The organism is Janthinobacterium sp. 17J80-10, from assembly GCF_004114795.1.
GTDB lineage: Bacteria > Pseudomonadota > Gammaproteobacteria > Burkholderiales > Burkholderiaceae_D > Paucimonas.
The window spans coordinates 1,123,797-1,145,335 of the sequence record NZ_CP035311.1; the positions used below are offsets into that span (position 1 = coordinate 1,123,797).

Below are 21,539 nucleotides of genomic sequence, written 5' to 3' on the forward strand. Positions count from 1 at the left end.
ATGCTGCGCACACTTTCCATACACGACTTCGTGATCGTCGATGCCATCGAGCTCGACCTGGCGTCCGGTTTTACGGTTTTCACTGGCGAAACCGGCGCCGGCAAGTCGATCCTGATCGATGCCCTGGCCCTGGCGCTGGGCGGCCGCGGCGACGCAAGCGTGGTGCGCGAGGGCGCCGCCCGCGCCGATATCACGGCCGAGTTTTCTGCCGGCCCCGACGCTGCCGCATGGCTCGCCGAACATGAATTTGCCGGTGATGATGACGCTATTCTCTTGCGCCGGGTAATCGACAATGCCGGCCGCTCGAAAGGCTACATCAATGGCATTGCGGCCACCGCGACCCAGTTGCGCGAACTGGGCGAGTTGCTGGTCGATATCCATGGCCAGCATGCGCACCAGTCGCTGCTCAAATCCGATGCCCAGCGCCTGCTGCTCGATAGCCAGGCCGGATTGCAGGAGGACGCGCGCGCAGTTGCTGCAGCCTGGAAAGCCTGGCGTGCGCTGGCGCGTCAGCGCGAGGAAATCGAGCGCGATGCCCGCAATGTCCTGCTGGAGCGCGAGCGCCTGGAGTGGCAGGTGGGCGAGCTGGAAAAGCTCGCTCCCAGGCCGGGCGAATGGGATGAGGTCAACCACGAATACAGCCGGCTGTCGCATGCGGCCACCCTGATCGATGGCGCCCAGGAAGCGCTGACGGCGATTTCCGATGCCGAAGATGATCCCATGCTGGCGCGCCTGTCGTCGCTGAACCAGAAGCTGGCCAAGCTGGCGGATATCGACGAAGCCCTGAAGCCCGTGCTGGAAGTGCTGGAGCCGGCGCGCATCCAGTTGCAGGAAGCCGTGTATGCCTTGAACGATTACCTGGGGCGCCTGGAACTCGATCCGCGGCGCCTGCAGGAAGTCGAAGGGCGCATGGGCGAACTGCATGTCGCCGCGCGCAAGTTCCATGTCGAGCCGGATGCGTTGCCGGGCGAACTGGAAACGCTGGCGGCCCAGCTGCGCCAGCTGGCCGATGCCAGCGACCTGGACGCGCTCAAGGCGCAGGAAGAAAAATTGCGGCTTGCCTACATGGCTGTTGCGCAAAAACTGTCAAAGGCGCGCGCCAAGGCCGGCAAGGCGCTTGGCGCCGCGGTGACCACGGCCATGCAGGACCTGAGCATGGCCGGCGGCCGCTTTGACGTGGCCTTGAATGCCGGCGAGCCGGCCGCGCATGGCCTGGAGCAAGTCGAATTTCTGGTGGCCGGCCACGCCGGCACGCAGCCGCGGCCGCTGGCCAAGGTGGCGTCCGGCGGCGAACTGGCGCGCATCTCGCTGGCCATTTCGGTCATCACCTCGACCGCGACGGCGACGCCGACACTGATATTCGATGAGGTCGATTCCGGCATCGGCGGCGGCGTCGCCGAGGTGGTGGGGCGCCTGCTGCGCCGCCTCGGGCAGGATCGCCAGGTGCTGTGCGTGACCCATTTGCCGCAAGTGGCCAGCCAGGCCAACCAGCATTTCCAGGTCAGCAAGCGCAATGCCGCGGGCAAGACATTCTCGAGCATCGAGCCGCTCGAAGCGCCGGCGCGCATCGAGGAAATCGCCCGCATGCTGGGCGGCCTTGAAATTACTGCCACCACGCGCAAGCACGCTCGCGAACTGCTGGCGCTGTAACCCAATCCCGAATCGAGAGTACATGGCTTTTCGTAAAGAACCTGCGCATACGCATGGAACGGCGCAACAGACGGCGGTCGTGCTGGTCAACCTGGGAACCCCGGATGCCCCGACCGCGCCTGCGGTGCGGCGCTACCTGAAGCAATTCCTGTCCGATCCGCGCGTGGTGGAAATTCCCAGGGCGCTATGGGCCCCCATCCTGCACGGCATCATCCTGCCGTTCCGCTCGGGCAAATCGGCCGCAAAGTACGCTTCCATCTGGAGCGCCGATGGCTCTCCCCTGAAAGTCCATACCGAGAAGCAGGCGACCCTCTTGCGCGGCTACCTGGGCGAGCGCGGCCATCGGGTGCAGGTCGCCTACGCGATGCGTTACGGCGCACCCTCCGTGCCGCAAGTCTTGCAGCAACTCCAGGAGCAGGGCTGCACCCGCATCCTGGTGGTGCCGGCTTATCCACAGTATGCCGGCAGCACCACGGCCTCGGTCTATGACGCCGTGTTTGCCCATTACGCCGGGCAGCGCAATGTCCCGGAACTGCGGCTGGTCAAGCATTACCATGACCATGAAGCCTATATCGAGGCGCTAAAACACTCGGTATTGACCCATTGGGAAGCGCATGGCCGTCCTGACAGGCTGGTCTTGAGTTTTCATGGCGTGCCCAAGCGCACGTTGCTGCTTGGCGACCCTTATCATTGCGAATGCTACAAGACCGCACGCCTGCTGGCGGCGCAACTCGGCCTGACGGCGGAGCAGTATGTTGTGACATTTCAATCGCGCTTCGGCAAGGCCGAGTGGCTGCAGCCCTATACTGCGCCGACCCTGAAGCAGCTGGCGCAGCAGGGTGTCAAGCGCGTTGACGTCATGTGCCCGGGCTTTGTCGCCGATTGCCTGGAAACGCTGGAAGAAATCGACATGGAAGCCCGCCAGGATTTTCTCGATGCCGGCGGGCGCGAATTCCATTACATCCCTTGCTTGAATGAAAGTGCGGCCTGGATCCATGCCCTGACAGATATTGCTGAAGAGCATTTGTTGGGGTGGCCCACCATGTCCAATGCGGCAGCGCGGGATGCCCAGGAGCGGGCGCTGGCAACCAGCCGCGAACAGGCGCTGCGCCTGGGGGCGCCGCAATAAGGGTTGGCCCCCAGGGGCGCCGCTTTCGAGAACCGCCTACAACATTGACATTCCCCTCTTGAAATTCGGGTTAATGCCCCTATTTAGGAGAAATTGTTATTTAAGTCATTGATTGTTGGGAGTTTTCGATGCAAGACCAGGAAAAGCAAGCCGGCCAGGAAGCCGCAATGGAAGAAAATCCGGGCGTGGAAGCAGTCGGTGCTGTTGAGCAAGATTTAGCGGAAAAATTGGCCGCGGCAGAAGCCAAGGCGGCTGAATTGCAGGATGCTTTCCTGCGCGCCAAGGCTGACGCCGAGAATATTCGCCGCCGTGCCCAGGACGATATTACCAAGGCGCACAAATTTGCCATCGAGGGTTTTGCCGAAGCCCTCGTACCGGTCAAGGACAGCCTGGAAATGGCGCTGAAGGTGGAGGCGCCCTCGATCGAATCCTTGCGCGAGGGTGTTGAAATGACCTTGAAGCAGTTGAATGCCGCGTTCGACAAGGGCCGTCTGGCCGAGGTCAATCCGCAGGCCGGCGACAAGCTCGATCCGATGAAGCACCAGGCAATTTCGATGGTGCCGGCCGAGCAGGAAGCCAATACCGTGGTCAGCGTCCTGCAGAAGGGCTATACCATCGCCGACCGCCTGCTGCGCCCTGCCCTGGTGACCGTAGCTCAGTAAAAAATCACGAAAACCGCCGGGGGAGCGCTTGAAAGTGCGGTTTTCCTCCACATATTGACGACATCAGAATCTGTTATCCAGCTATAAAAGGACAAAATCATGGGCAAGATTATCGGTATCGACCTGGGCACCACCAATTCCTGCGTTTCCATCATGGAAGGCGGGCAACCGAAGGTGATTGAAAACTCCGAAGGCGCGCGCACGACGCCTTCCGTCATCGCCTACCAGGACGATGGCGAAATCCTGGTTGGCGCGCCGGCCAAGCGCCAGGCCGTGACCAACCCCAAGAACACCCTGTATGCCGTCAAGCGCCTGATCGGCCGCAAGTTCGACGAAAAGGAAGTGCAGAAGGACATCAGCCTGATGCCTTACGCGATCAGCAAGGCCGACAATGGCGACGCCTGGGTGACGGTGCGCGACCAGAAGCTGGCGCCGCCCCAGATTTCCGCCGAAGTGCTGCGCAAGATGAAAAAGACCGCCGAAGACTACCTCGGCGAGGAAGTCACCGAAGCCGTGGTGACCGTGCCGGCCTACTTCAACGATGCCCAGCGCCAGGCCACCAAGGATGCCGGCCGTATCGCCGGCCTCGATGTCAAGCGCATCATCAACGAGCCGACCGCGGCTGCGCTGGCATTCGGCCTGGACAAGGCTGAAAAGGGCGACCGCAAGATCGCCGTATATGACCTGGGCGGCGGCACCTTCGACGTTTCGATCATCGAGATCGCCGACGTCGATGGCGAAAAGCAGTTCGAGGTGCTGTCCACCAACGGCGACACCTTCCTCGGCGGCGAAGACTTCGATCAGCGCATGATCGACTACATCATCGACGAGTTCAAGAAGATCAACGGCCTCGATCTGGCCAAGGACGCCATCGCCCTGCAGCGCATCAAGGCTTCCGCCGAGCGCGCCAAGATCGAGCTGTCGTCGTCGCAGCAGACCGAGATCAATGAGCCCTACATCGCCATGGTCAATGGCGCGCCGGTCCACCTGAACCTGAAAATGACCCGCGCCAAGCTGGAATCCCTGGTGGAAGACCTGGTTGCCCGCACCATCGAGCCGTGCCGCACCGCCATCAAGGATGCCGGCGTCAAGGTTTCTGACATCGATGACATCATCCTGGTCGGCGGTCAGACCCGCATGCCGATGGTGCAGGATAAGGTCCGGGAATTCTTCGGCAAGGACCCGCGCAAGGACGTCAACCCGGACGAGGCTGTCGCTGTCGGCGCCGCCATCCAGGGCTCGGTCCTGTCGGGCGACCGCAAGGACTTGCTGCTGCTGGACGTGACGCCGCTGTCGCTGGGGATCGAAACCCTGGGTGGCGTCATGACCAAGATGATCCAGAAGAACACCACCATCCCGACCAAGTTCAGCCAGGTGTTCTCGACCGCCGACGACAACCAGCCGGCCGTGACCATCAAGGTGTTCCAGGGTGAGCGCGAGATGGCTGCAGGCAATAAAGGCCTGGGCGAATTCAACCTCGAAGGCATCCCGCCAGCGCCGCGCGGCACCCCGCAGGTGGAAGTGACCTTCGACATCGACGCCAACGGCATCCTGCATGTCGGCGCCAAGGACAAGGCCACCGGCAAGGAAAACAAGATCACCATCAAGGCCAATTCCGGCCTGACGGAAGAGGAAATCCAGAAGATGGTGCGCGACGCCGAGGCCAATGCCGAGGAAGACAAGCGCCTGAAGGAACTGGCCGAAACCCACAATCAAGGCGATGCTCTGGTGCACTCGACCCGCAAGGCGCTGGGCGAGTACGGCGACAAGCTTGAAGCCGGCGAGAAGGAAAAGATCGAAGCCGCCATCAAGGACCTGGAAGCCAGCCTGAAGGGCAGTGACAAGGCCGACATCGATGCCAAGGTTGCAGCCCTGTCGGCAGCAGCGCAAAAACTCGGTGAAAAGATGTATGCCGACGCCCAGGCGCAGCAGCAGGCTGCCGGTGGTGCGGCGCCCGAAGGCGGCGCCTCGGAGCAGCAGGCCAAGCCCGCCGACGACGACGTGGTGGACGCCGACTTCAAGGAAGTCAAGGACAAGTAAGTCCCTACCCGCTGCGCGGTGGAAGATTTCCGCCGCTGCGGCGCGCGCCGAGTCGATGTGGCCGTTGCGGTCCCCGGCTCGGCGTTTTCCGTTCAGGCAGAGCCTGTTTCATGCAGCCTGCCTGCGGGTTGTGCATGAAACCGGTTTTGAAATAACAAGGTGCCGAGAAAATGGCCAAGCGAGATTTTTACGAAGTACTGGGCGTTGGCAAGAACGCTTCTGATGACGACATCAAGAAGGCGTATCGCAAGCTCGCCATGAAATACCATCCGGACCGCAATCCGGACAGCAAGGGGGCAGAAGAGAAATTCAAGGAGGCCAAGGAAGCCTACGAGATGCTGTCGGACCCGCAGAAGAAGGAAGCCTATGATCGCTACGGCCATGCCGGGGTCGATCCCAACATGGGCGCGGGCGGCTTTGGCGGCGGCGCAGGGGCTGGCGGCTTTGCCGATGCCTTTGGCGACATCTTCGGCGACATTTTCGGCAATGCCCGCGGCGGGCGTGGCGGCGCCGGCGGGCCGCAAGTCTATCGCGGCGCGGATCTGCGCTACAACCTCGACATTACCCTGGAACAGGCTGCGCACGGTTTCGACACCACCATCCGCGTGCCCTCGTGGGACGGTTGCGACGTCTGCCACGGCAGCGGCGCCAAGCCGGGGACCCAGCCGACCACCTGCCCGACCTGCGGCGGGCATGGCCAGGTGCGCATGCAGCAAGGGTTCTTCAGCATCCAGCAGACTTGCCCGAAATGCCACGGCACCGGCAAGATCATTCCGGAGCCGTGCACCTCGTGCGGCGGCGCCGGGCGCATCAAGCGCAACAAGACCCTGGAAGTGAAAATCCCTGCCGGTATCGACGACGGCATGCGCATTCGCTCCTCCGGCAATGGCGAGCCGGGCATGAATGGCGGCCCGCCGGGCGACCTGTATGTGGAAATCCACATCAAGCAGCATACGGTGTTCCAGCGCGATGGCGACGACCTGCATTGCGAGATTCCAATTTCGTTTGCCAAGGCGGCGATCGGCGGCGAGGTCGAGGTGCCGACCCTGAGCGGCAAGGCATCCTTTTCGCTGCCGGAAGGCACGCAGACCGGCAAGACTTTCCGCTTGCGGGGCAAGGGCATCAAGGGCGTGCGCTCGGGCTATCCGGGCGACCTGTTCTGCCATGTGGTGGTCGAGACCCCGGTCAAGCTGACCGAAAAGCAAAAAGAGTTGCTGCGCGAACTGGACCGATTGACCAACGAAGGTGGATCGAAGCATAACCCCCAGTCCAAGTCCTGGATGGACAAGGTCAAGGGATTCTTCGAGTAAGCGAGTACGTTTGACGACAGAAAAACGCCGGCTTTGACGCCGGCGTTTTTTTATTCAGAATCCCGCCATGATCTGGTCGTCCGGCGGCAGCCTGTCGTCGCGCCGGCTGTGCAGTTTCGGACTCGCCTGGGGCAGGATTGCCGGCGTCGGCAGGCTGCCCAGGGGCTCGGCGCGGCCAAACAGGAAGCCTTGCGCATAATCGACCCCGATGTGGCGCAAGGCATCGAGCGTTTCCTGGTTTTCCACCCATTCGGCGATCGTCTTGATGCCCATGACATGGCCGATATTGTTGATGGCTTCGACCATCGCCGCATCGGTGCGGTCGCTCGCCATGTCGCGCACGAAGGTGCCATCGATCTTCAGGTAATCGACTGGCAGGTTTTTCAGGTAGCCGAATGACGACATGCCGCTGCCGAAATCATCCAGGGAAAAACGGCAACCCATGTGCTTCAGTTCGCGGATCAGGGTATTGGCACGCTCAAGATTGGCAATCGCCGCCGTTTCCGTCACCTCGAAGCAGATGTTGTGCGGGTCGACGCCATAATCGACAAATTGCTTTTTCAGAAAATCCAGCAGCAGCGGGTCGCTCAGGGATTCTCCCGACAGATTGATCGAAATCATTGGGGACGCGTCTGTGCCCGGTCCGACTTGCGGCAATTCCTCGAATGCCATGCAGACCACCCGGCGGTCGAGCGCGCGCATCAGGTTGTAGCGCTCTGCCGCCGGGATGAAGCTCATCGGCGGTACCACGGTGCCATCCTGGTCGATCATGCGCAGCAATGCCTCGTAGTGGATACTGCCGGCGTGGTCGTCTTGCACCGGGACAATGCGCTGGTAGTGCAGGCGGAAACGGTTTTCCTCGAGGGCGCTGTTGATGCGCGCAACCCATAGCATCTCGCCGCGGCGCTGGCTGAGCTCGCGGCTGTTGGGGCTTGCCTGCACCTGGTTGCGGCCGCGGTCTTTCGCGGTATAGCAGGCGGCATCGGCCACGCCCATGATGTCGGCATTGTCTTCGCGCTTGCCGGCGATTGCCACCACGCCGATGGAGACGCCGATGGTAAAGGTCTTGTCGCGCCAGGCAAAGCGGAATTCAGCCACGCTCAGGCGCAGGGATTCGGCAACCTCCATGGCTTTTTCAAGCGGGCAGTCGGCCAGCAACACGCCAAATTCATCGCCGCCCAGGCGGGCAATGGTATCGGAGCCACGGATGCGGCCGTTGAGCAAGGCGCCCAGCTGGCGCAGCAATTCGTCGCCGGCATTGTGGCCGCTGGTGTCATTGACGATCTTGAACTGGTCCAGGTCCATGTAGAGCAGGGCGTGCTGGCGACCATATTCGTCCGCCGTCTCGATCAGGGATTGCAGGCGTTGTTCGAATTCGCGCCGGTTGACCAGTGTGGTCAGGGCATCATGGCTGGCTTGCCAGGATAGCTGGCGCGCCATGCTGCGCGAGGCGCTGACGTCGCGGAACACCAGGACCACCCCCATGATTTCGCCTTCGTGGCTGATAATCGGCGCCGCCGCGTGTTCGATCGGAAAACGTATGCCGTTGCGCGATGCCAGCACCGCGCCGCCGCGCACTTCCAGATGTTCTTGCGTGTGCAGGACCAGGTCGACCGGATTGTCGATGGGGTCGCCGCTGGCTTCGTCGCTGCCCTGGAAGACTTCGCCCAGACCGCGGCCGAAGGCATCTTCGGAGCGCCATCCCAGCAGCCGTTCGGCGACCGGGTTCAGGTAATCGATATTGCCCGCCGTATCCGTGGTGATGACGGCATCGGCAATCGAGGCTAGCGTCACTTGCGCGCGTTCCTTTTCCTTGGATAACGCCACTTCGGCGCGCTTTTGCCGGGTGATGTCGCGCGAGATGCCGATTTCGCCGATATGGCGGTTGTTTTCATCGTACAGCGGCGAAACGCTGGTGGAAATTTCCAGTACCCGCCCGTCGCGGGCCATGCGCTGCGCTTCGAAGCTGGTCGGCTGGGCAGCCCGGGTTCGCGCCAGGGTTTCCTCGAATTCGGCTAGCGCGCCCGGCAGGTGCAGCACGCTGACGGGCTGGCCGATCATTTCCTCGGCGCTGTAGCCATACAGGGCGCTTGCCGCCGCGTTCCAGCTGGTGATGATGCCTTGCAAATCCTTGGTAATGATGGGGACGTTGGATTGTTCGACGATCACGGCCAGCAGGCGATTGCGCCCGCCACTCTCCTGCAGCGAGGCGAACAGGCGCTCGATGCTGGATGCCATGTTGTTGAAGGCAAGGATGCAGGCCTGCATTTCCGGCGGGCCGCTTGGCGCAACGCGCAAGGCATGATTGCCCTGGCCGAACTGCTGCGCCGCTTTTTGCATGTCATGCAGCGGGCGCAATGCATTCGAAACCAGTGTGGTGATCAGAATGAACAGGCTCGTTACACTCAGCAGCAGAAGGGCAAGCTTGCCCAGCATTGCCTGCCAAATCTGGTTGATGGCGGGTGTGGCGGTCATCCAGACCTGGATGCGGCCGTAGGATTCGCCGCCGACAATGATTTCCTTGTCTTTCGTGAAGCCCGGTAAATCCAGCCATTGCGCAAACCAGCGCGGCGCTGCGAGCGCCACGGTGCCGGGGGCATCGGTTAAACTTTGCAGCTGGTGTGCGCTGTTGTCGCGCCAGACGATGCGTTGTATTGCAGGCTGGCGCACTCGCTGGTCAAGCAATTGCTGTATCAGGGCGTAATCCCCTGTAATGGCCGGTTCGGCCAGCGCCGGCGCGAGGAAATCCAGTTCGTAGTGCAGACCTTGTTCCAGCTGGCTGCGCTGGGCGTGGATTTCATTACGCAGGTCGACGCCAAAGTAGACGCTGCCCATCAAGGTCAGCATTGCGCCGGAGGCCAGCGCGATACGGGCGGACAGGCTGAGGTTGCGCCATCCTGGAAGGACTCTCATGTTCATGGGATATTCCGCAGTTCCTTGCGCTGCCTGTGAAAGCGCCGCATCTGGCCGTAGTCGTTGTCGCTGGCGGCAGTGAATCCATGCAGCGCTTGTGCGCCGAAGAGCGGCGCGCTGTCGGCCAGGATTCTTTGTCCCTGCGGATCATCGGCCATTTGCAGAAAAGCGGCACGGACTGCGGCGACTGAATCCTGGGGCACGGCAGGGTGGACGGAGACCGGGAGCGCCGGATATTCCTCCGAGCTCCATAAGACACGATAGACAATTTTTTTGCGTGCCGCATAATTCTGGGCGATCAGGGAATTGACTGCTGCCGCTTGCACCCGTCCCGACACCATTTGTCCCAGCGCGCTTTCCAGGGTGCCGGCAAAATGCGGCTCTACTGTGATGCCGGCGCGTTGCAGGGCATCCATGGGCGCGAGGTAACCGGCAAAGGCACCACGGGAGACAAAGGCAACGGCATGGCCGCGCAATTGATCCAGTGATTGGTGGGGAGCGGTGGCCGGGACGATGATCTGACTGTACATCGGTGCTTCAACCGGGCGGACGATCGCGAGATAGCCAGCGGCGTCATTCCCCGGTGCAAACTGATAGTAAGAGTAGATAAAATCGAGTTCGCCACGGATAATCATGGCTGCATGGTCTGCGTTGGATTTGGCGAGCCGGAGCTTGAGCGGCACGCCGCTTTTCTGGCTGATATGGCGCAGGATCGGATTCCAGTACTGGGCAGTTGCGACGGCACTGCGTACCTTGAGGACGCCAAAGGTCAGCGGCGCGCTGGAATGCGTTGGCTGTGCCTTGCTTGCCATGGGCAAGGCGAGACCGGTAACAAGTGCAAATGCCAGTATCCACGGCAATTTCAATCGTGCTTCCTTTGCTTGTGCGCGCTATGCCCGCTGTATGCCGGCATAGGAGGCAAGGCTGGTTCGCAGGTTTGGAGCCGCCATGCGAAAATGTTAAGCGATTCGCTAATGTAACATTTATCTTTTGCGTTTTGGCAACATTAATAGCGTTTTTTTGATCATTCAGACCTCTAATGGAATACCGATGACTCTGCAAAAACATGATGGCCTGGCTGCGCTGTTTCGCAACAACAGCGAGTGGGCGGCATCCATGGTGAAAACAGATGCCGATTTTTTCAAGAAGCTCGTGGCGCAACAGTCGCCCGAATACCTGTGGATCGGCTGTTCCGACAGCCGCGTGCCTGCCAATGAAATCGTTGGCCTGGCGCCGGGAGAATTGTTCGTTCATCGCAATGTGGCCAATGTCGTGGCCCATTCCGATCTGAACTGCCTGTCGGTGCTGCAGTTCGCCATCGAAGTCCTGGGCATCAAGCATGTCATCGTGTGCGGGCACTATGGTTGCTCCGGCGTGCATTCGGCGCTGGCAAAGCGCCGCATCGGACTGGCCGACAACTGGCTGCGCCACGTCCAGGATGTGCATCAGAAGCACGAACGCTATCTCGGCGAACTGTTGCCCACGCGAGAAAAGCAGGATCGCCTGTGTGAACTCAACGTGATCGAACAGGTGGCGAACGTCTGCCAGACTACCATTGTGCAGGATGCCTGGGAGCGCGGCCAGAATCTGACCGTGCACAGCTGGATTTATGGCTTGCAGGATGGCTTGTTGCGCAATCTCGGCGTGACCGTGAGCGGATCAGGCGAGCTCGATGCCATGCTGCAGGCAAGCTACGCGCGCTATGAGGATTACTGCCCGGACTGAGGTCCGGGCAAAGGCTCAGAAGCAGTGTTCCGGCGCCGGGAAGGAGCCATCCCGGACTGCGCCGACGTAGGCACGGAAAGCGGCATCGATACTTTCCTGGCCCTGCATGAAGTTGCGCACGAAGCGCGCTTTTTTGCCGGGGAAGACATCCAGCATGTCATGCATGACCAGGACCTGGCCCGAACAATCCGGACCGGCGCCGATGCCGATGGTGGGGATCGCCAGCAGCTCGGTGACTTCCTTGCCGAGGGCGGAAGGGATGGCTTCCAGCACGATGAGCGACGCGCCGGCGGCTTGCAGGGCGAGGGCATCGGCTTTCATTTTTTCCGCGCCGGCCGCAGTCTTGCCCTGTACCTTGTTGCCGCCCAGTACATGTACCGATTGCGGGGTCAGGCCAATGTGGGCACAGACGGGGATGCTGCGCTCGACGAGGAAGTGCACGGTGTCTGCCAGCCAGGCGCCCCCTTCGAGTTTCACCATGTGGGCGCCGGCCTGCATCAGCGTTGCGGCATTGTCGAAGGCCGCTTCCCTGGTCGCGTAAGTGCCGAAGGGCAGGTCGGCCGCCACCAGCGCCGTCTTGTTGCCGCGCGCCACGCAGGCGGTATGGTAAGCCATGTCGGCAATCGTCACCGGCAGGGTCGAGCTTTGCCCCTGGCAGACGTTGCCGAGCGAATCGCCGATCAGCAGCACATCCACGCCGCAGTGATCCATCAGTGTTGCAAAGCTGGCGTCGTAGCAAGTCAGCATGGCGATCTTTTCGCCGGCGGCACGCATTGCCTGCAACGCCGGGATGGTGACCGTTTTTTTGCGTGCTTCGTTCTGGTTGTCTTGGGCGTATCCGGCCATGTCGGTTCCTCTGGAGTGAAAGATTGCTGCCTGCGGCGACGTAATGATAAAAGAAACGGCGCCAAGTTTCAGGCGGGGCGCACCCGGGTCATGTACGGAAGATGAAATACACCGCGCCGACCAGGCACAGGCCTGCCCATACATAGTCGAGCTTGAACGGCTCGTTCATGTACAGCATGGCAAACGGCACGAACACGGTCAGCGTGATCGCCTCCTGCACGATTTTCAGTTGTGCCAGGCTCATTTCGGTGTGGCCGATGCGGTTGGCCGGCACCTGCAGCAGGTATTCGAACAGGGCGATGCCCCAGCTGATCAGCGCGGCCATCCACCATGGCTTGCTTGCCAGGTTTTTCAGGTGGCCATACCAGGCAAAAGTCATGAATATGTTTGACAGCACCAGTAGGACGACGGTTTGCAGGGCGACGGGAATTTGCATGGCCGCGATGTAAGGTCAGAGTTTGGTAATGGCCTGGTCCGCCACGCGGGGGACGAACTGGTGCGCAGCGCCATGGCCGGGAATGCTGATGAACGGATCGATCTGCAGCAGCGGAATCAGCGCGAAGGCGCGCTGGGCCAGGCGCGGATGGGGCACCGTGAGCGCGGGCGTGTCGATGACCTGGTCGCCGTACAGCAGCAGATCGAGGTCCAGGGTGCGCGGCGCATTGCGAAAGGGGCGCTCGCGCCCGGCCGCCAGTTCCAGCGCCTGCAGCTGTTCCAGCAGTGCCGGTGCCGGCAGTTCGGTTTCGATGCGGGCGACGGCATTGATGAAATCGTCGCCGCCGGCATCCACCGGTGCGGTGCGGAACAGGCGGGATTGTGCCGTCAGCCGGCTTTGGGGCAGGCGTGCGAGGGCGGCAAGCGCCTGCTCAACCTGGACACGGGCATCGCCGAGATTGGCACCGATGCCGATGAAGGCGCTGACTTTGGCGGCCATTACGCGCCGCCGCTGTCGACGTCGTTGCCGGCACTTTCGACTTCACTGCCGCTGGCATTTTCACCGGCGGCACCCTTGCTACGGCTCTTGCCGCCGCGCCGGCGGCGCTTTTTCGCCACGCCGGTTTCCCCTTCGGCGCTCGATTTTTGCTGCAGCAGGGTTTCGCGGCCGGGGCCGTCAGATTCCATGAAATCGGTCCACCATTGGCCGAGGTCGGCGTCCAGTTCACCCGATTCGCAGCGCAGCAGCATGAAATCGTAGCCGGCGCGCAGGCGCGGATGCTCCAGCAGCTTGTAGGGCGTCTTGCCGGTGCGACGTTCGAAGCGCGGCTGCATGGCCCACAGGTCGCGCATGTCCGAGGTGGTCTTGCGCTGCAGAGCCAGCTTTTCGCTTTGCGACTCCAGCACGTCGTCGGCAGCCTGGTGCAGGGCAGGGATCGGATATTCGCCGGCGGCCTGGTAGGCGCGCCATTTTTCCAGCACCTGGTGCCACAGCAAGGCGGCAAACAGGAATCCGGGCGATACCGGCTTGCCCTGGCGGACGCGTTCGTCGGTATTGTTGAGCGCCTGGGTCACGAACTTCTTGCCCATCGGCTGCTCCAGCACCACGTCGAGCAGCGGCAGCAAGCCGTGGTGCAATCCTTCCTTGCGCAACTGTTTCAGGCACGCCAGCGCATGGCCGCTCATCAGGAGCTTGAGCATCTCATCGTACAGGCGCGCCGCCGGCACATTGTTGATCAGCGGCGCCATCACTGCCATCGGCGCGCTGGTGTCGGGGTCAATCGAAAAGCCGAGCTTGGCGGCAAAACGCACCACGCGCAGCATGCGCACCGGGTCTTCGCGAAAGCGCGCTTCCGGCACGCCGATCATGCGCAGGGTCTTGCTGCGGATATCGGCCATGCCTTCATGATAGTCGAGCACGCTCTGGCTGGCCGGATCGTAATACATGGCGTTGATGGTGAAGTCGCGCCGCACCGCGTCTTCGTGCTGCTCGCCGAAGGTGTTGTCGCGCAACACGCGCCCATGCTCGTCCTTGGCAGCCGATTCCATCGTCGTGCCGCGGAAGGTGGTCACTTCGATCAGTTCCTGGCCAAACATCACGTGCACGATCTGGAAGCGGCGGCCGATGATGAAGGCGCGCCGGAACAGGCGCTTTACCTGTTCCGGCGTGGCGTTGGTGGCGACGTCGAAATCCTTGGGCTTGACGCCCAGCAGCAGGTCGCGCACCGCGCCGCCCACCAGGAATGCCTTGAAGCCGGCTTCCTGCAAGGTTTGCGTGACCCGCACCGCGTTGGGCGACACCAGCCTGGGATCGATGCCATGCTCTTTTTGGCCAAAGACGACGGGGATGGTCGGGTCGGCAGCCTTGTTCTTGACGCCGAGGATGCGGCGGATGAATTTTTTAATCATGGAACAATTGTAATGTAGGCCAGCCGTGGGCTTGCGCATGCGCGGCGAGCAGGGCATTCGGATTGGTCGCGACCGGATTGGTCACCAGCGACAGCAGGGGAATGTCGTTTTGCGAATCGCTGTAGAAATGGCTGCGCTCAAAGCCGTCCAGCGTGTGGCCCAGGCTGGCCAGCCATGCCTGGGCGTTGACGACCTTGCCGGCGCCATAGGGCGGGGTGCCCACCAGGCGGCCCGTCAGGTCGCCATTGGCAGCCAGTTCGGGTTCGGCGGCGATCAGGTGCTCGACGCCGAAGGCGCGGGCGATCGGGCCGGTGACGAAACGGTTGGTGGCCGTGATGATGGCCACCAGGTCGCCGGCCTCCTGGTGTTTTTGCACCAGCTCGCGCGCTGCCTGCCGGATCGAAGGTGTAATGACTTCGGCCATGAATTCCTGGTGCCAGGCATCGAGCTGCGGGCGCGGAAATTGCGCCAGGATGCCGAAGACGAATTCCAGATAGGCCACCGGGTCCAGGGTGCCTGCCTGGTATTGCTGGTAAAACGCGGCATTGCGCTTTTCCAGTGCATTGGCATCCACTGCACCGGTACGGGCCAGGAATTGCCCCCATTCGAAATCGGAATCGAGCGGCAAGAGCGTGTGGTCGAGGTCAAACAGAGCCAGGTTCGTCATGAAGTATCAATTCTTTCAGCAATGGCAGTGTAATCGGGCGCTTGGTTTCCAGCGAATAGCGGTCGAGCGCGTCGAGCATCGCCATCAGGGACGGCATGTCGCGCTTGAAGTGCGTCATCAGGTAGGGTAAAACACCGGCAGAAAGCACCAGCCCACGTGCGGCAGCGGCTTGTTCCAGAGCGGCAATTTTTTCTGCATCGGTCAGGCCGTGCACCTGGTAAATCAATCCCCAGCCAAGGCGCGTGCGCAAATCCTCGCGCACGGTAAGTAGCGCAGGCGGTTGCGGGCCGGCAGCGACCAGTACGCCGCCCTGTTCGCGCACCTGGTTAAACAAGGTAAAGGCAGCGATTTGCGCCTCCGGCGACAGGTTTGCGACATCGTCGAGCAGGTACAGGCGTAGCCGCGGCCGGTAAGCCAGGGCTGCGTCGGTTGCCTCGCCACCCAGATAAGTTGCGCCTTCCAGCGCGCCCAGCGCCCGCAGCAGATGCGACTTGCCGGCGCCGGCTTCGCCCCACAGATAAATAAAACGTTCGCCCAGGCCGCTGACGGCGCCTTGCGCCACACGCTCCAGCAAAGCCATCAATTCGCCGTTTTGCCCGGTCACGAAAGTGTCCAGGGTCGGTGAAGAGTGGGCATTCAGGTCCAGCAATAACTGTTTCATTAACAAAAGATAGTAGGCAAGCGGGCGCTAGGATAATCGGTCTGCCCCGGTTTTGCCAGCATGGCAAGTGGTTTACCACAGACAAGTGATGACGGAACGGCAACCCTCGCTTTTCAGGGAAAGATGAAATGCCATCCACAAGCTGGAAAACGGGGCAATTTTGTTAAAATAGCGGTTTGCCGCAGGATTCTCGCGGCTAACACCTGCTATTTTACCGCCTCTGCCGCCAATCACATCATGAGTTTCCCTTCTTCTGTTTCTCTCTCCTACCGCGATGCCGGCGTCGATATCGAAGCCGGTGATGCCCTGGTTGAAGCCATCAAGCCGTTTGCCAAGCGCACCATGCGCGAAGGCGTGATGGGCGGAATCGGCGGTTTTGGCGCCTTGTTCGAAGTCAGTAAAAAATTCAAGGAGCCGGTGCTGGTCTCCGGCACCGATGGCGTCGGCACCAAGCTGAAGCTGGCTTTTCACCTGAACAAGCATGACACCGTCGGCATCGACCTGGTCGCCATGAGCGTCAACGATATCCTGGTGCAGGGCGCCGAGCCGCTGTTCTTCCTGGATTATTTCGCCTGCGGCAAGCTCGATGTGGCCACTGCCACCGATGTCATCAAGGGCATCGCCCAGGGCTGCGAACGGGCAGGCTGCGCGCTGATCGGCGGCGAGACCGCCGAGATGCCGTCCATGTATCCGGCCGGCGAGTATGACCTGGCAGGCTTTGCCGTCGGCGCGGTCGAAAAGTCGAAACTGATCGACGGCAGCAAGATCATTCCCGGCGACGTCGTGCTGGGCCTGGCATCCTCGGGCGCGCACTCCAACGGCTATTCGCTGGTGCGCAAGATCCTGTCGGTCGCCAATCCGGACCTGAACGCCGACTTCCATGGCCGTCGCCTCGCCGACGTCTTGCTGGAACCGACGCGCATCTACGTCAAGCCTCTGCTGGCGCTGATGGAGAGCATGGAAGTCAAGGGCATGGTGCACATCACCGGCGGCGGCCTGGTGGAAAACGTCCCGCGCGTCTTGCGCGACAACCTGACCGCAGTCCTGCAGCGCGATGCCTGGACCATGCCGCCACTGTTCCAGTGGCTGCAGCAGCATGGCGGCGTGGCCGACGCCGAGATGCACCGCGTGTTCAACTGTGGCATCGGCATGGCCGTGATCGTGTCGAAGGAAAATGCGGATGCGGCTGAAGCGCAATTGAAGGCCGCCGGCGAAACCGTGTTCCGCATCGGCGAGATCCGCGAGCGCCAGGGTGACGAGGCGCAGACCATCGTCGTCTGAGGCTGCTTCGCCAAGTCACGATGAAAAGCCGCAGGGGGCAACTCCTGCGGCTTTTTTAATGTCAGTGCTCGTTTTAATGCTGCTTCGTGCTTCCGGATTGCTGCGCCAGTGTTTGCAGCTGCGTCGAAAGATTGTTCACTGAAGCGCCAGTCAGTGCGGCTGGCGGCGATACCCGCACCGGCAGGCTGCCCGCCTGCGCCTTTGACAATACATTGGCGCTGGTATCGGGCGCGGCATTCCAGACCGGGTCGTCCATTCCTTCGAAGACCGCTTTCAATTGCTGCCCCCAGGTCGCGCGGATCATCTGGAAATACTGGTTTTTTTCATCGACGCTGACAAAGCGCGTAACCGCCAGCCGGCCTGATTCATACACCAGCAAGTCCAGCGGCAACCCGACCGAAATATTCGAACGCAGCGTCGAATCCATCGAGATCAGCGCACATTTTGCCGCTTCATCGAGGGACGTCGCCGGCGTGACCACGCGGTCGATGATGGGCTTGCCGTACTTGGCTTCGCCAATCTGGAAATAGGGATTCTCATTGTGCGACTCGATGAAATTGCCGGCCGAGTACATCTGGAACAGGCGGCAGCGCTCGTTGCCGATCTGCCCGCCGAAAATCATGCTGACATTGAAATCGATGCCGAATTTTTCCAGCGAAGCAGCATCGCGCTCATGCACCAGGCGAATGGCATCGCCGACGAGCCGCGCTGCTTCATGCATGGACTGCACGGTCCAGATGCTATTGCCGTCGCCATCGACATAGTCGGCAACGATCTGGCGGATCGACTGGGAAATCGACAGGTTCCCGGCCGTCAGCAGCACCATGACGCGGTCGCCCGGCTTTTCGAACACGCTCATCTTGCGGAATGTGCCGATCTGGTCGACCCCGGCATTGGTGCGGGAATCCGACAGGAATACCAGTCCGGCATCGAGGCGCATGGCGACACAATAAGTCATGTTCGAAACGCAAAGAATAAAACTCCGATTCTATCGCAGGGCGCGCGGAAATCCATATCTGCTTGATCGAAAGGGGGACTCTCCATCCAGGCTGTCACGCACTGGCCACATCCACCCGTACCGTTAATGTCTCGGTGCCGCCGCCGTGCCGCACGCCACGCACCGGCGCGGCGGAATCGTAATCCCGTCCGATCGCAAGGCGGCAATGCATGGCGCCGGTGAATTGTGCATGGGTGACATCGATGCTCACCCAGCCGGAAAAGTCCACATCGTCCACCCAGACATCGACCCAGGCATGGCTTTCAGCATGGTCGGTGTCGCCGGCGTGGATATACCCCGAGACGTAGCGTGCCGGAATATCCTGGCTATGGCAGCACGCCAAAAACAGGTGCGCATGGTCCTGGCACACCCCGTAACCCAGCCGCAGGGCATCGGTGGCTGTAGTGGTCACCCCGGTCGCCCCGCTCTGATACATGACGGATCCGCGGATCGCATCCGCCAGCGCCATCAAGGCACCGCTGCGAGCGCCGGTGCCCAGATGTTGCGAGGCGAATTGCCGGACCGCGTCGGTGGGCTCGGTCAGCCCCGTCGGCACGGTAAAGACCAGCGGCGACAGGCTTTCCCGCGCAGGCAGGCGGCCGCAATACAGTGGCGCCACGTCCACCAGCCCCTGGGCGACGATGCGCACTTCATTGTGGCGCCCGTTGACGGTCAGCGTATGGCTGGCATTGCCATAGGCGTCGATGAATGCGTGGCAACGCCCGCCGGTCGTTATGTCCCAGGCTTTAATATGCTGGTGTGCATCATGCCGCGGCGTCAGCCGCAATTGCTGGATGGTGTACGTCAGCGGCGCGGTGTAGCGGTAAATGGTTTCGTGGCGAATTGCGAGCATGCAGGTTCCCGTTGAGGATATGGCCGGTTTCAAGCCGCCAGCGGCATCATGAAATCGCGGCTGACGCGCTTGCCCAGTTCGAAAACGCTTTCCAGGAAAGCCGTCAGGTAATCATGCAGGCCATCGGCGAGGATATCCTGGATATTGGCAAAGCGCAGCTGCGCATGCAGCCGGCCGGCCAGCCTCTCCGTATTGGCGGACATGTCGTTGCCGATCTCTTTCAGGTTCGCCACGACTTCGTCCATGCAGGCCATCAGCGAGCGCGGCATGTCGGCACGCAGCATCAGCAATTCTGCCACCCGCGCCGGCGTGATCACATCGCGGTAGACCTTGCGGTAGATTTCAAAACCCGACACCGAACGCAGCAGCGCAGCCCAGTAATAGAAGTCGAGCTGCGGCTCGTCCCCGGCGCCATGGTATTTGACATCGAGCAGGCGCGCGGTATTGTCCGCCCGTTCCAGGAAGGTGCCCAGGCGAATGAAGTGGAATGTTTCGTCCTTGAGCATGGTGCCGATGGTGACGCCGCGCGACAGATGCGAGCGGTGCTTGACCCACTCGAAAAACTGGCCGGGGTCGCGTTCGAGCATGTCACCTTTCAACAGCGGTTGCATTTCCAGCCAGCTGCCATTCAGGGTCTCCCAGACTTCGGTGGTGAGACTGCCTCGCACGGCCCGGGCGTTTTCCCGCGCCTGTGTCAGGCAGGAGGCGAGCGATGACGGATTGGCGGGATCGCGCACCATGAAGTCGAGCACATCCCGGGGCGTGAGCAAGGGGTATTTGTGGTCGAACATGTCCTGCAATTCCGATATGCCCAGCGTGGCGCGCCAGCCTTGCTCGGCGGCCTGCGCCGATTGCGGCAGCAGCGAGGTTTGCATGTTGACGTCGAGCATGCGGGCAGTATTCTCGGCGCGCTCCGTGTAGCGGGCCATCCAGAACAAGTGGTCGGCGGTGCGGCTTAACATGTCAGTTCTCCAGTATCCAGGTATCCTTGGTGCCGCCGCCTTGCGAGGAATTCACCACGAGAGAGCCGGCCGTCAGCGCCACCCGGGTCAGGCCGCCCGGCACCATCGTCACCGACTTGCCGGACAAGACAAAGGGGCGCAAGTCGATATGGCGCGGTGCGATGCCGGATTCGACATAGGTCGGGCAGGCCGACAGCGCCAGGGTCGGCTGGGCGATGTAGCCCTCCGGGTTGGCCTGCAGGCGGCGGCGGAAGTCTTCGATTTGCTGCTTGCTTGAGGCAGGTCCGACCAGCATGCCGTAGCCGCCGGCGCCATGCACTTCCTTGACCACCAGTTTTTCCAGGTTGGCCAGGGTGTATTCCAGTTCTTCTTTCTTGCGGCACTGGTAAGTCGGCACGTTGTTGAGGATCGGTTCTTCCGCCAGGTAGAAACGGATCATGTCCGGCACATAGGGGTAGATCGACTTGTCGTCGGCCACGCCGGTGCCGATCGCATTGGCCAGCGTGACGCGTCCGGCACGGTACACCGACAGCAGTCCCGGCACGCCGAGCGAGGAATCGGCGCGGAAAGCAAGCGGATCGAGGAAGTCGTCGTCCACGCGCCGGTAGATCACATCGACCCGCCGCGGGCCCAGGGTGGTGCGCATGAATACCGCATTGTCATTGACAAACAGGTCCTGGCCCTCGACCAGTTCCACGCCCATTTGCTGCGCCAGGAAGGCATGTTCGAAATAGGCCGAGTTATACATCCCCGGCGTCAGTACGACGACAGTCGGGTCGATGACGCCGGCCGGCGCGACCGAGCGCAGGTTATCCAGCAGCAGGTCAGGGTAATGATCGATCGGCGCCACTTTGTGGCGCGAGAACAGTTCAGGGAAGAGGCGCATCATCATCTTGCGGTCTTCCAGCATGTAAGACACGCCCGAGGGCACGCGCAGGTTATCTTCCAGTACGTAGAATTCGCCGGCCCCCGCGCGCACGATATCCACACCGGCAATATGCGCATAGATGTCGGATGCGACGTTAATGCCTTGCATCTCGGGGCGGTACTGGGCGTTGCGGAAAATCTGTTCGGGCGGGATGACGCCGGCTTGCACGATATGCTGGGCATGATAGATATCGTGGATGAACATGTTCAGCGCCTGCACCCGTTGCGTCAGTCCTTTTTCCAGCTGTCCCCATTCGGCGGCCGGGATGATGCGGGGAATGATATCGAACGGAATCAGGCGCTCGGTGCCGGCATCATTGCCATACACGGCAAAGGTAATGCCGACGCGCCGGAATGCCAGATCCGCTTCTGCACGCTTGCGGGCAATGGTATCGCTGGCCTGTTCTGCCAGCCAGGCCTCGAATTCGCCGTAATGCGGCCGCACCGATCCCGCCTCATCGCGGTACATTTCATCGAAAAATTTTGTCATGGTGTACTTGCCGTCCTTTTCTGCTAAGTAACAAGAAGCATGCCAAGCAAAAAGTCCGGATTGCGCCCAAAATGCACCAAAGA

The 21,539-nt window shown here is 61.5% G+C and carries 19 protein-coding genes; 7 read left to right on the plus strand and 12 right to left on the minus strand.

What is annotated here, in order from left to right; all coding sequences use genetic code 11:
* From recN to dnaJ, 5 genes are all read left to right on the plus strand, one after another.
* Complete coding sequence (gene recN, locus EKL02_RS05065; RefSeq protein WP_128901030.1) at window positions 1-1,650, plus strand: DNA repair protein RecN; 1,650 nt, start codon at window positions 1-3, stop codon at window positions 1,648-1,650.
* Window positions 1,651-1,672: 22 nt separating this feature from the next.
* Window positions 1,673-2,779 (plus strand): ferrochelatase, encoded by a 1,107-nt coding sequence (gene hemH, locus EKL02_RS05070; protein WP_128901031.1) that lies wholly within the window; start codon window positions 1,673-1,675, stop codon window positions 2,777-2,779.
* Window positions 2,780-2,907: 128 nt separating this feature from the next.
* Window positions 2,908-3,441: a nucleotide exchange factor GrpE gene (grpE, locus tag EKL02_RS05075; protein WP_128901032.1), complete on the plus strand. Its 534-nt coding sequence runs from the start codon at window positions 2,908-2,910 to the stop codon at window positions 3,439-3,441.
* Window positions 3,442-3,540: 99 nt separating this feature from the next.
* Complete coding sequence (gene dnaK, locus EKL02_RS05080) at window positions 3,541-5,481, plus strand: molecular chaperone DnaK (protein ID WP_128901033.1); 1,941 nt, start codon at window positions 3,541-3,543, stop codon at window positions 5,479-5,481.
* 170 nt (window positions 5,482-5,651) lie between these two features.
* On the plus strand, window positions 5,652-6,791 hold the full coding sequence (gene dnaJ, locus EKL02_RS05085) for a molecular chaperone DnaJ (RefSeq protein ID WP_128901034.1): 1,140 nt from the start codon (window positions 5,652-5,654) through the stop codon (window positions 6,789-6,791).
* A 54-nt stretch (window positions 6,792-6,845) separates the two neighbouring features.
* On the opposite strand, the gene EKL02_RS05090 is transcribed toward dnaJ, so the two are convergent.
* The gene (locus EKL02_RS05090) at window positions 6,846-9,710 is read right to left on the minus strand and encodes an EAL domain-containing protein (RefSeq protein ID WP_128901035.1); all 2,865 of its coding nucleotides are present in this window, start codon (window positions 9,708-9,710) and stop codon (window positions 6,846-6,848) included.
* A complete protein-coding gene (locus tag EKL02_RS05095; protein ID WP_128901036.1) occupies window positions 9,707-10,570 on the minus strand; it encodes a phosphate/phosphite/phosphonate ABC transporter substrate-binding protein in 864 nt (287 codons plus the stop codon). The genes EKL02_RS05090 and EKL02_RS05095 overlap by 4 nt, the downstream gene beginning before the upstream one ends.
* A gap of 184 nt (window positions 10,571-10,754) precedes the next feature.
* On the opposite strand from EKL02_RS05095, the gene can reads away from it, so the two are divergent.
* The gene (gene can, locus EKL02_RS05100; protein WP_128901037.1) at window positions 10,755-11,429 is read left to right on the plus strand and encodes a carbonate dehydratase; all 675 of its coding nucleotides are present in this window, start codon (window positions 10,755-10,757) and stop codon (window positions 11,427-11,429) included.
* 15 nt (window positions 11,430-11,444) lie between these two features.
* Here the strand turns inward: can and panB are convergent, their stop codons facing one another.
* From panB to hda, 6 genes are all read right to left on the minus strand, one after another.
* Window positions 11,445-12,275: a 3-methyl-2-oxobutanoate hydroxymethyltransferase gene (panB, locus tag EKL02_RS05105; RefSeq protein ID WP_128901038.1), complete on the minus strand. Its 831-nt coding sequence runs from the start codon at window positions 12,273-12,275 to the stop codon at window positions 11,445-11,447.
* 88 nt (window positions 12,276-12,363) lie between these two features.
* Window positions 12,364-12,711: a DMT family protein gene (locus EKL02_RS05110; RefSeq protein ID WP_128901039.1), complete on the minus strand. Its 348-nt coding sequence runs from the start codon at window positions 12,709-12,711 to the stop codon at window positions 12,364-12,366.
* A 15-nt stretch (window positions 12,712-12,726) separates the two neighbouring features.
* A complete protein-coding gene (folK, locus tag EKL02_RS05115; RefSeq protein ID WP_128901040.1) occupies window positions 12,727-13,209 on the minus strand; it encodes a 2-amino-4-hydroxy-6-hydroxymethyldihydropteridine diphosphokinase in 483 nt (160 codons plus the stop codon).
* Window positions 13,209-14,618, minus strand: coding sequence for a polynucleotide adenylyltransferase PcnB (pcnB, locus tag EKL02_RS05120; RefSeq protein ID WP_128901041.1), 1,410 nt, complete (start codon window positions 14,616-14,618; stop codon window positions 13,209-13,211). The genes folK and pcnB overlap by 1 nt, the downstream gene beginning before the upstream one ends.
* Window positions 14,611-15,285 carry an HAD family hydrolase gene (locus EKL02_RS05125; RefSeq protein ID WP_128901042.1) on the minus strand — a complete coding sequence of 225 codons (675 nt, stop codon included), beginning with the start codon at window positions 15,283-15,285 and terminating at the stop codon, window positions 14,611-14,613. Before EKL02_RS05125 ends, pcnB begins: the two co-directional genes overlap by 8 nt.
* The gene (hda, locus tag EKL02_RS05130) at window positions 15,263-15,946 is read right to left on the minus strand and encodes a DnaA regulatory inactivator Hda (protein ID WP_128901043.1); all 684 of its coding nucleotides are present in this window, start codon (window positions 15,944-15,946) and stop codon (window positions 15,263-15,265) included. Before hda ends, EKL02_RS05125 begins: the two co-directional genes overlap by 23 nt.
* 237 nt (window positions 15,947-16,183) lie before the next feature.
* Here hda and purM point away from each other — a divergent pair, with 237 nt between their 5' ends.
* Window positions 16,184-17,227, plus strand: a complete 1,044-nt coding sequence (gene purM, locus EKL02_RS05135) for a phosphoribosylformylglycinamidine cyclo-ligase (protein ID WP_128901044.1) — start codon at window positions 16,184-16,186, stop codon at window positions 17,225-17,227.
* Window positions 17,228-17,300: 73 nt separating this feature from the next.
* On the opposite strand, the gene EKL02_RS05140 is transcribed toward purM, so the two are convergent.
* The 4 genes from EKL02_RS05140 to EKL02_RS05155 all read right to left on the minus strand — a co-directional run bounded on the left by EKL02_RS05140 (window position 17,301) and on the right by EKL02_RS05155 (window position 21,456).
* Complete coding sequence (locus EKL02_RS05140; protein WP_128901045.1) at window positions 17,301-18,185, minus strand: proteasome-type protease; 885 nt, start codon at window positions 18,183-18,185, stop codon at window positions 17,301-17,303.
* A gap of 94 nt (window positions 18,186-18,279) precedes the next feature.
* Window positions 18,280-19,077, minus strand: a complete 798-nt coding sequence (locus EKL02_RS05145; protein WP_128901046.1) for a transglutaminase family protein — start codon at window positions 19,075-19,077, stop codon at window positions 18,280-18,282.
* A gap of 29 nt (window positions 19,078-19,106) precedes the next feature.
* Window positions 19,107-20,039: an alpha-E domain-containing protein gene (locus EKL02_RS05150; protein ID WP_128901047.1), complete on the minus strand. Its 933-nt coding sequence runs from the start codon at window positions 20,037-20,039 to the stop codon at window positions 19,107-19,109.
* A 1-nt stretch (window position 20,040) separates the two neighbouring features.
* Window positions 20,041-21,456 carry a circularly permuted type 2 ATP-grasp protein gene (locus EKL02_RS05155; RefSeq protein WP_128901048.1) on the minus strand — a complete coding sequence of 472 codons (1,416 nt, stop codon included), beginning with the start codon at window positions 21,454-21,456 and terminating at the stop codon, window positions 20,041-20,043.
* Window positions 21,457-21,539: the final 83 nt, after the last annotated feature.

Bases quoted from the DNA above. Each gene is read 5' to 3' on its own strand.
- pcnB (WP_128901041.1), bottom strand. From the start codon at position 14,618: ATGATTAAAAAATTCATCCGCCGCATCCTCGGCGTCAAGAACAAGGCT.
- EKL02_RS05090 (WP_128901035.1), bottom strand. From the start codon at position 9,710: ATGAACATGAGAGTCCTTCCAGGATGGCGCAACCTCAGCCTGTCCGCC.
- hemH (WP_128901031.1), top strand. From the start codon at position 1,673: ATGGCTTTTCGTAAAGAACCTGCGCATACGCATGGAACGGCGCAACAG.
- EKL02_RS05125 (WP_128901042.1), bottom strand. From the start codon at position 15,285: ATGACGAACCTGGCTCTGTTTGACCTCGACCACACGCTCTTGCCGCTC.
- recN (WP_128901030.1), top strand. From the start codon at position 1: ATGCTGCGCACACTTTCCATACACGACTTCGTGATCGTCGATGCCATC.
- EKL02_RS05150 (WP_128901047.1), bottom strand. From the start codon at position 20,039: ATGTTAAGCCGCACCGCCGACCACTTGTTCTGGATGGCCCGCTACACG.
- EKL02_RS05145 (WP_128901046.1), bottom strand. From the start codon at position 19,077: ATGCTCGCAATTCGCCACGAAACCATTTACCGCTACACCGCGCCGCTG.
- EKL02_RS05140 (WP_128901045.1), bottom strand. From the start codon at position 18,185: ATGACTTATTGTGTCGCCATGCGCCTCGATGCCGGACTGGTATTCCTG.
- grpE (WP_128901032.1), top strand. From the start codon at position 2,908: ATGCAAGACCAGGAAAAGCAAGCCGGCCAGGAAGCCGCAATGGAAGAA.
- purM (WP_128901044.1), top strand. From the start codon at position 16,184: ATGAGTTTCCCTTCTTCTGTTTCTCTCTCCTACCGCGATGCCGGCGTC.
- can (WP_128901037.1), top strand. From the start codon at position 10,755: ATGACTCTGCAAAAACATGATGGCCTGGCTGCGCTGTTTCGCAACAAC.
- folK (WP_128901040.1), bottom strand. From the start codon at position 13,209: ATGGCCGCCAAAGTCAGCGCCTTCATCGGCATCGGTGCCAATCTCGGC.
- EKL02_RS05155 (WP_128901048.1), bottom strand. From the start codon at position 21,456: ATGACAAAATTTTTCGATGAAATGTACCGCGATGAGGCGGGATCGGTG.
- EKL02_RS05110 (WP_128901039.1), bottom strand. From the start codon at position 12,711: ATGCAAATTCCCGTCGCCCTGCAAACCGTCGTCCTACTGGTGCTGTCA.
- hda (WP_128901043.1), bottom strand. From the start codon at position 15,946: ATGAAACAGTTATTGCTGGACCTGAATGCCCACTCTTCACCGACCCTG.
- dnaJ (WP_128901034.1), top strand. From the start codon at position 5,652: ATGGCCAAGCGAGATTTTTACGAAGTACTGGGCGTTGGCAAGAACGCT.
- dnaK (WP_128901033.1), top strand. From the start codon at position 3,541: ATGGGCAAGATTATCGGTATCGACCTGGGCACCACCAATTCCTGCGTT.
- panB (WP_128901038.1), bottom strand. From the start codon at position 12,275: ATGGCCGGATACGCCCAAGACAACCAGAACGAAGCACGCAAAAAAACG.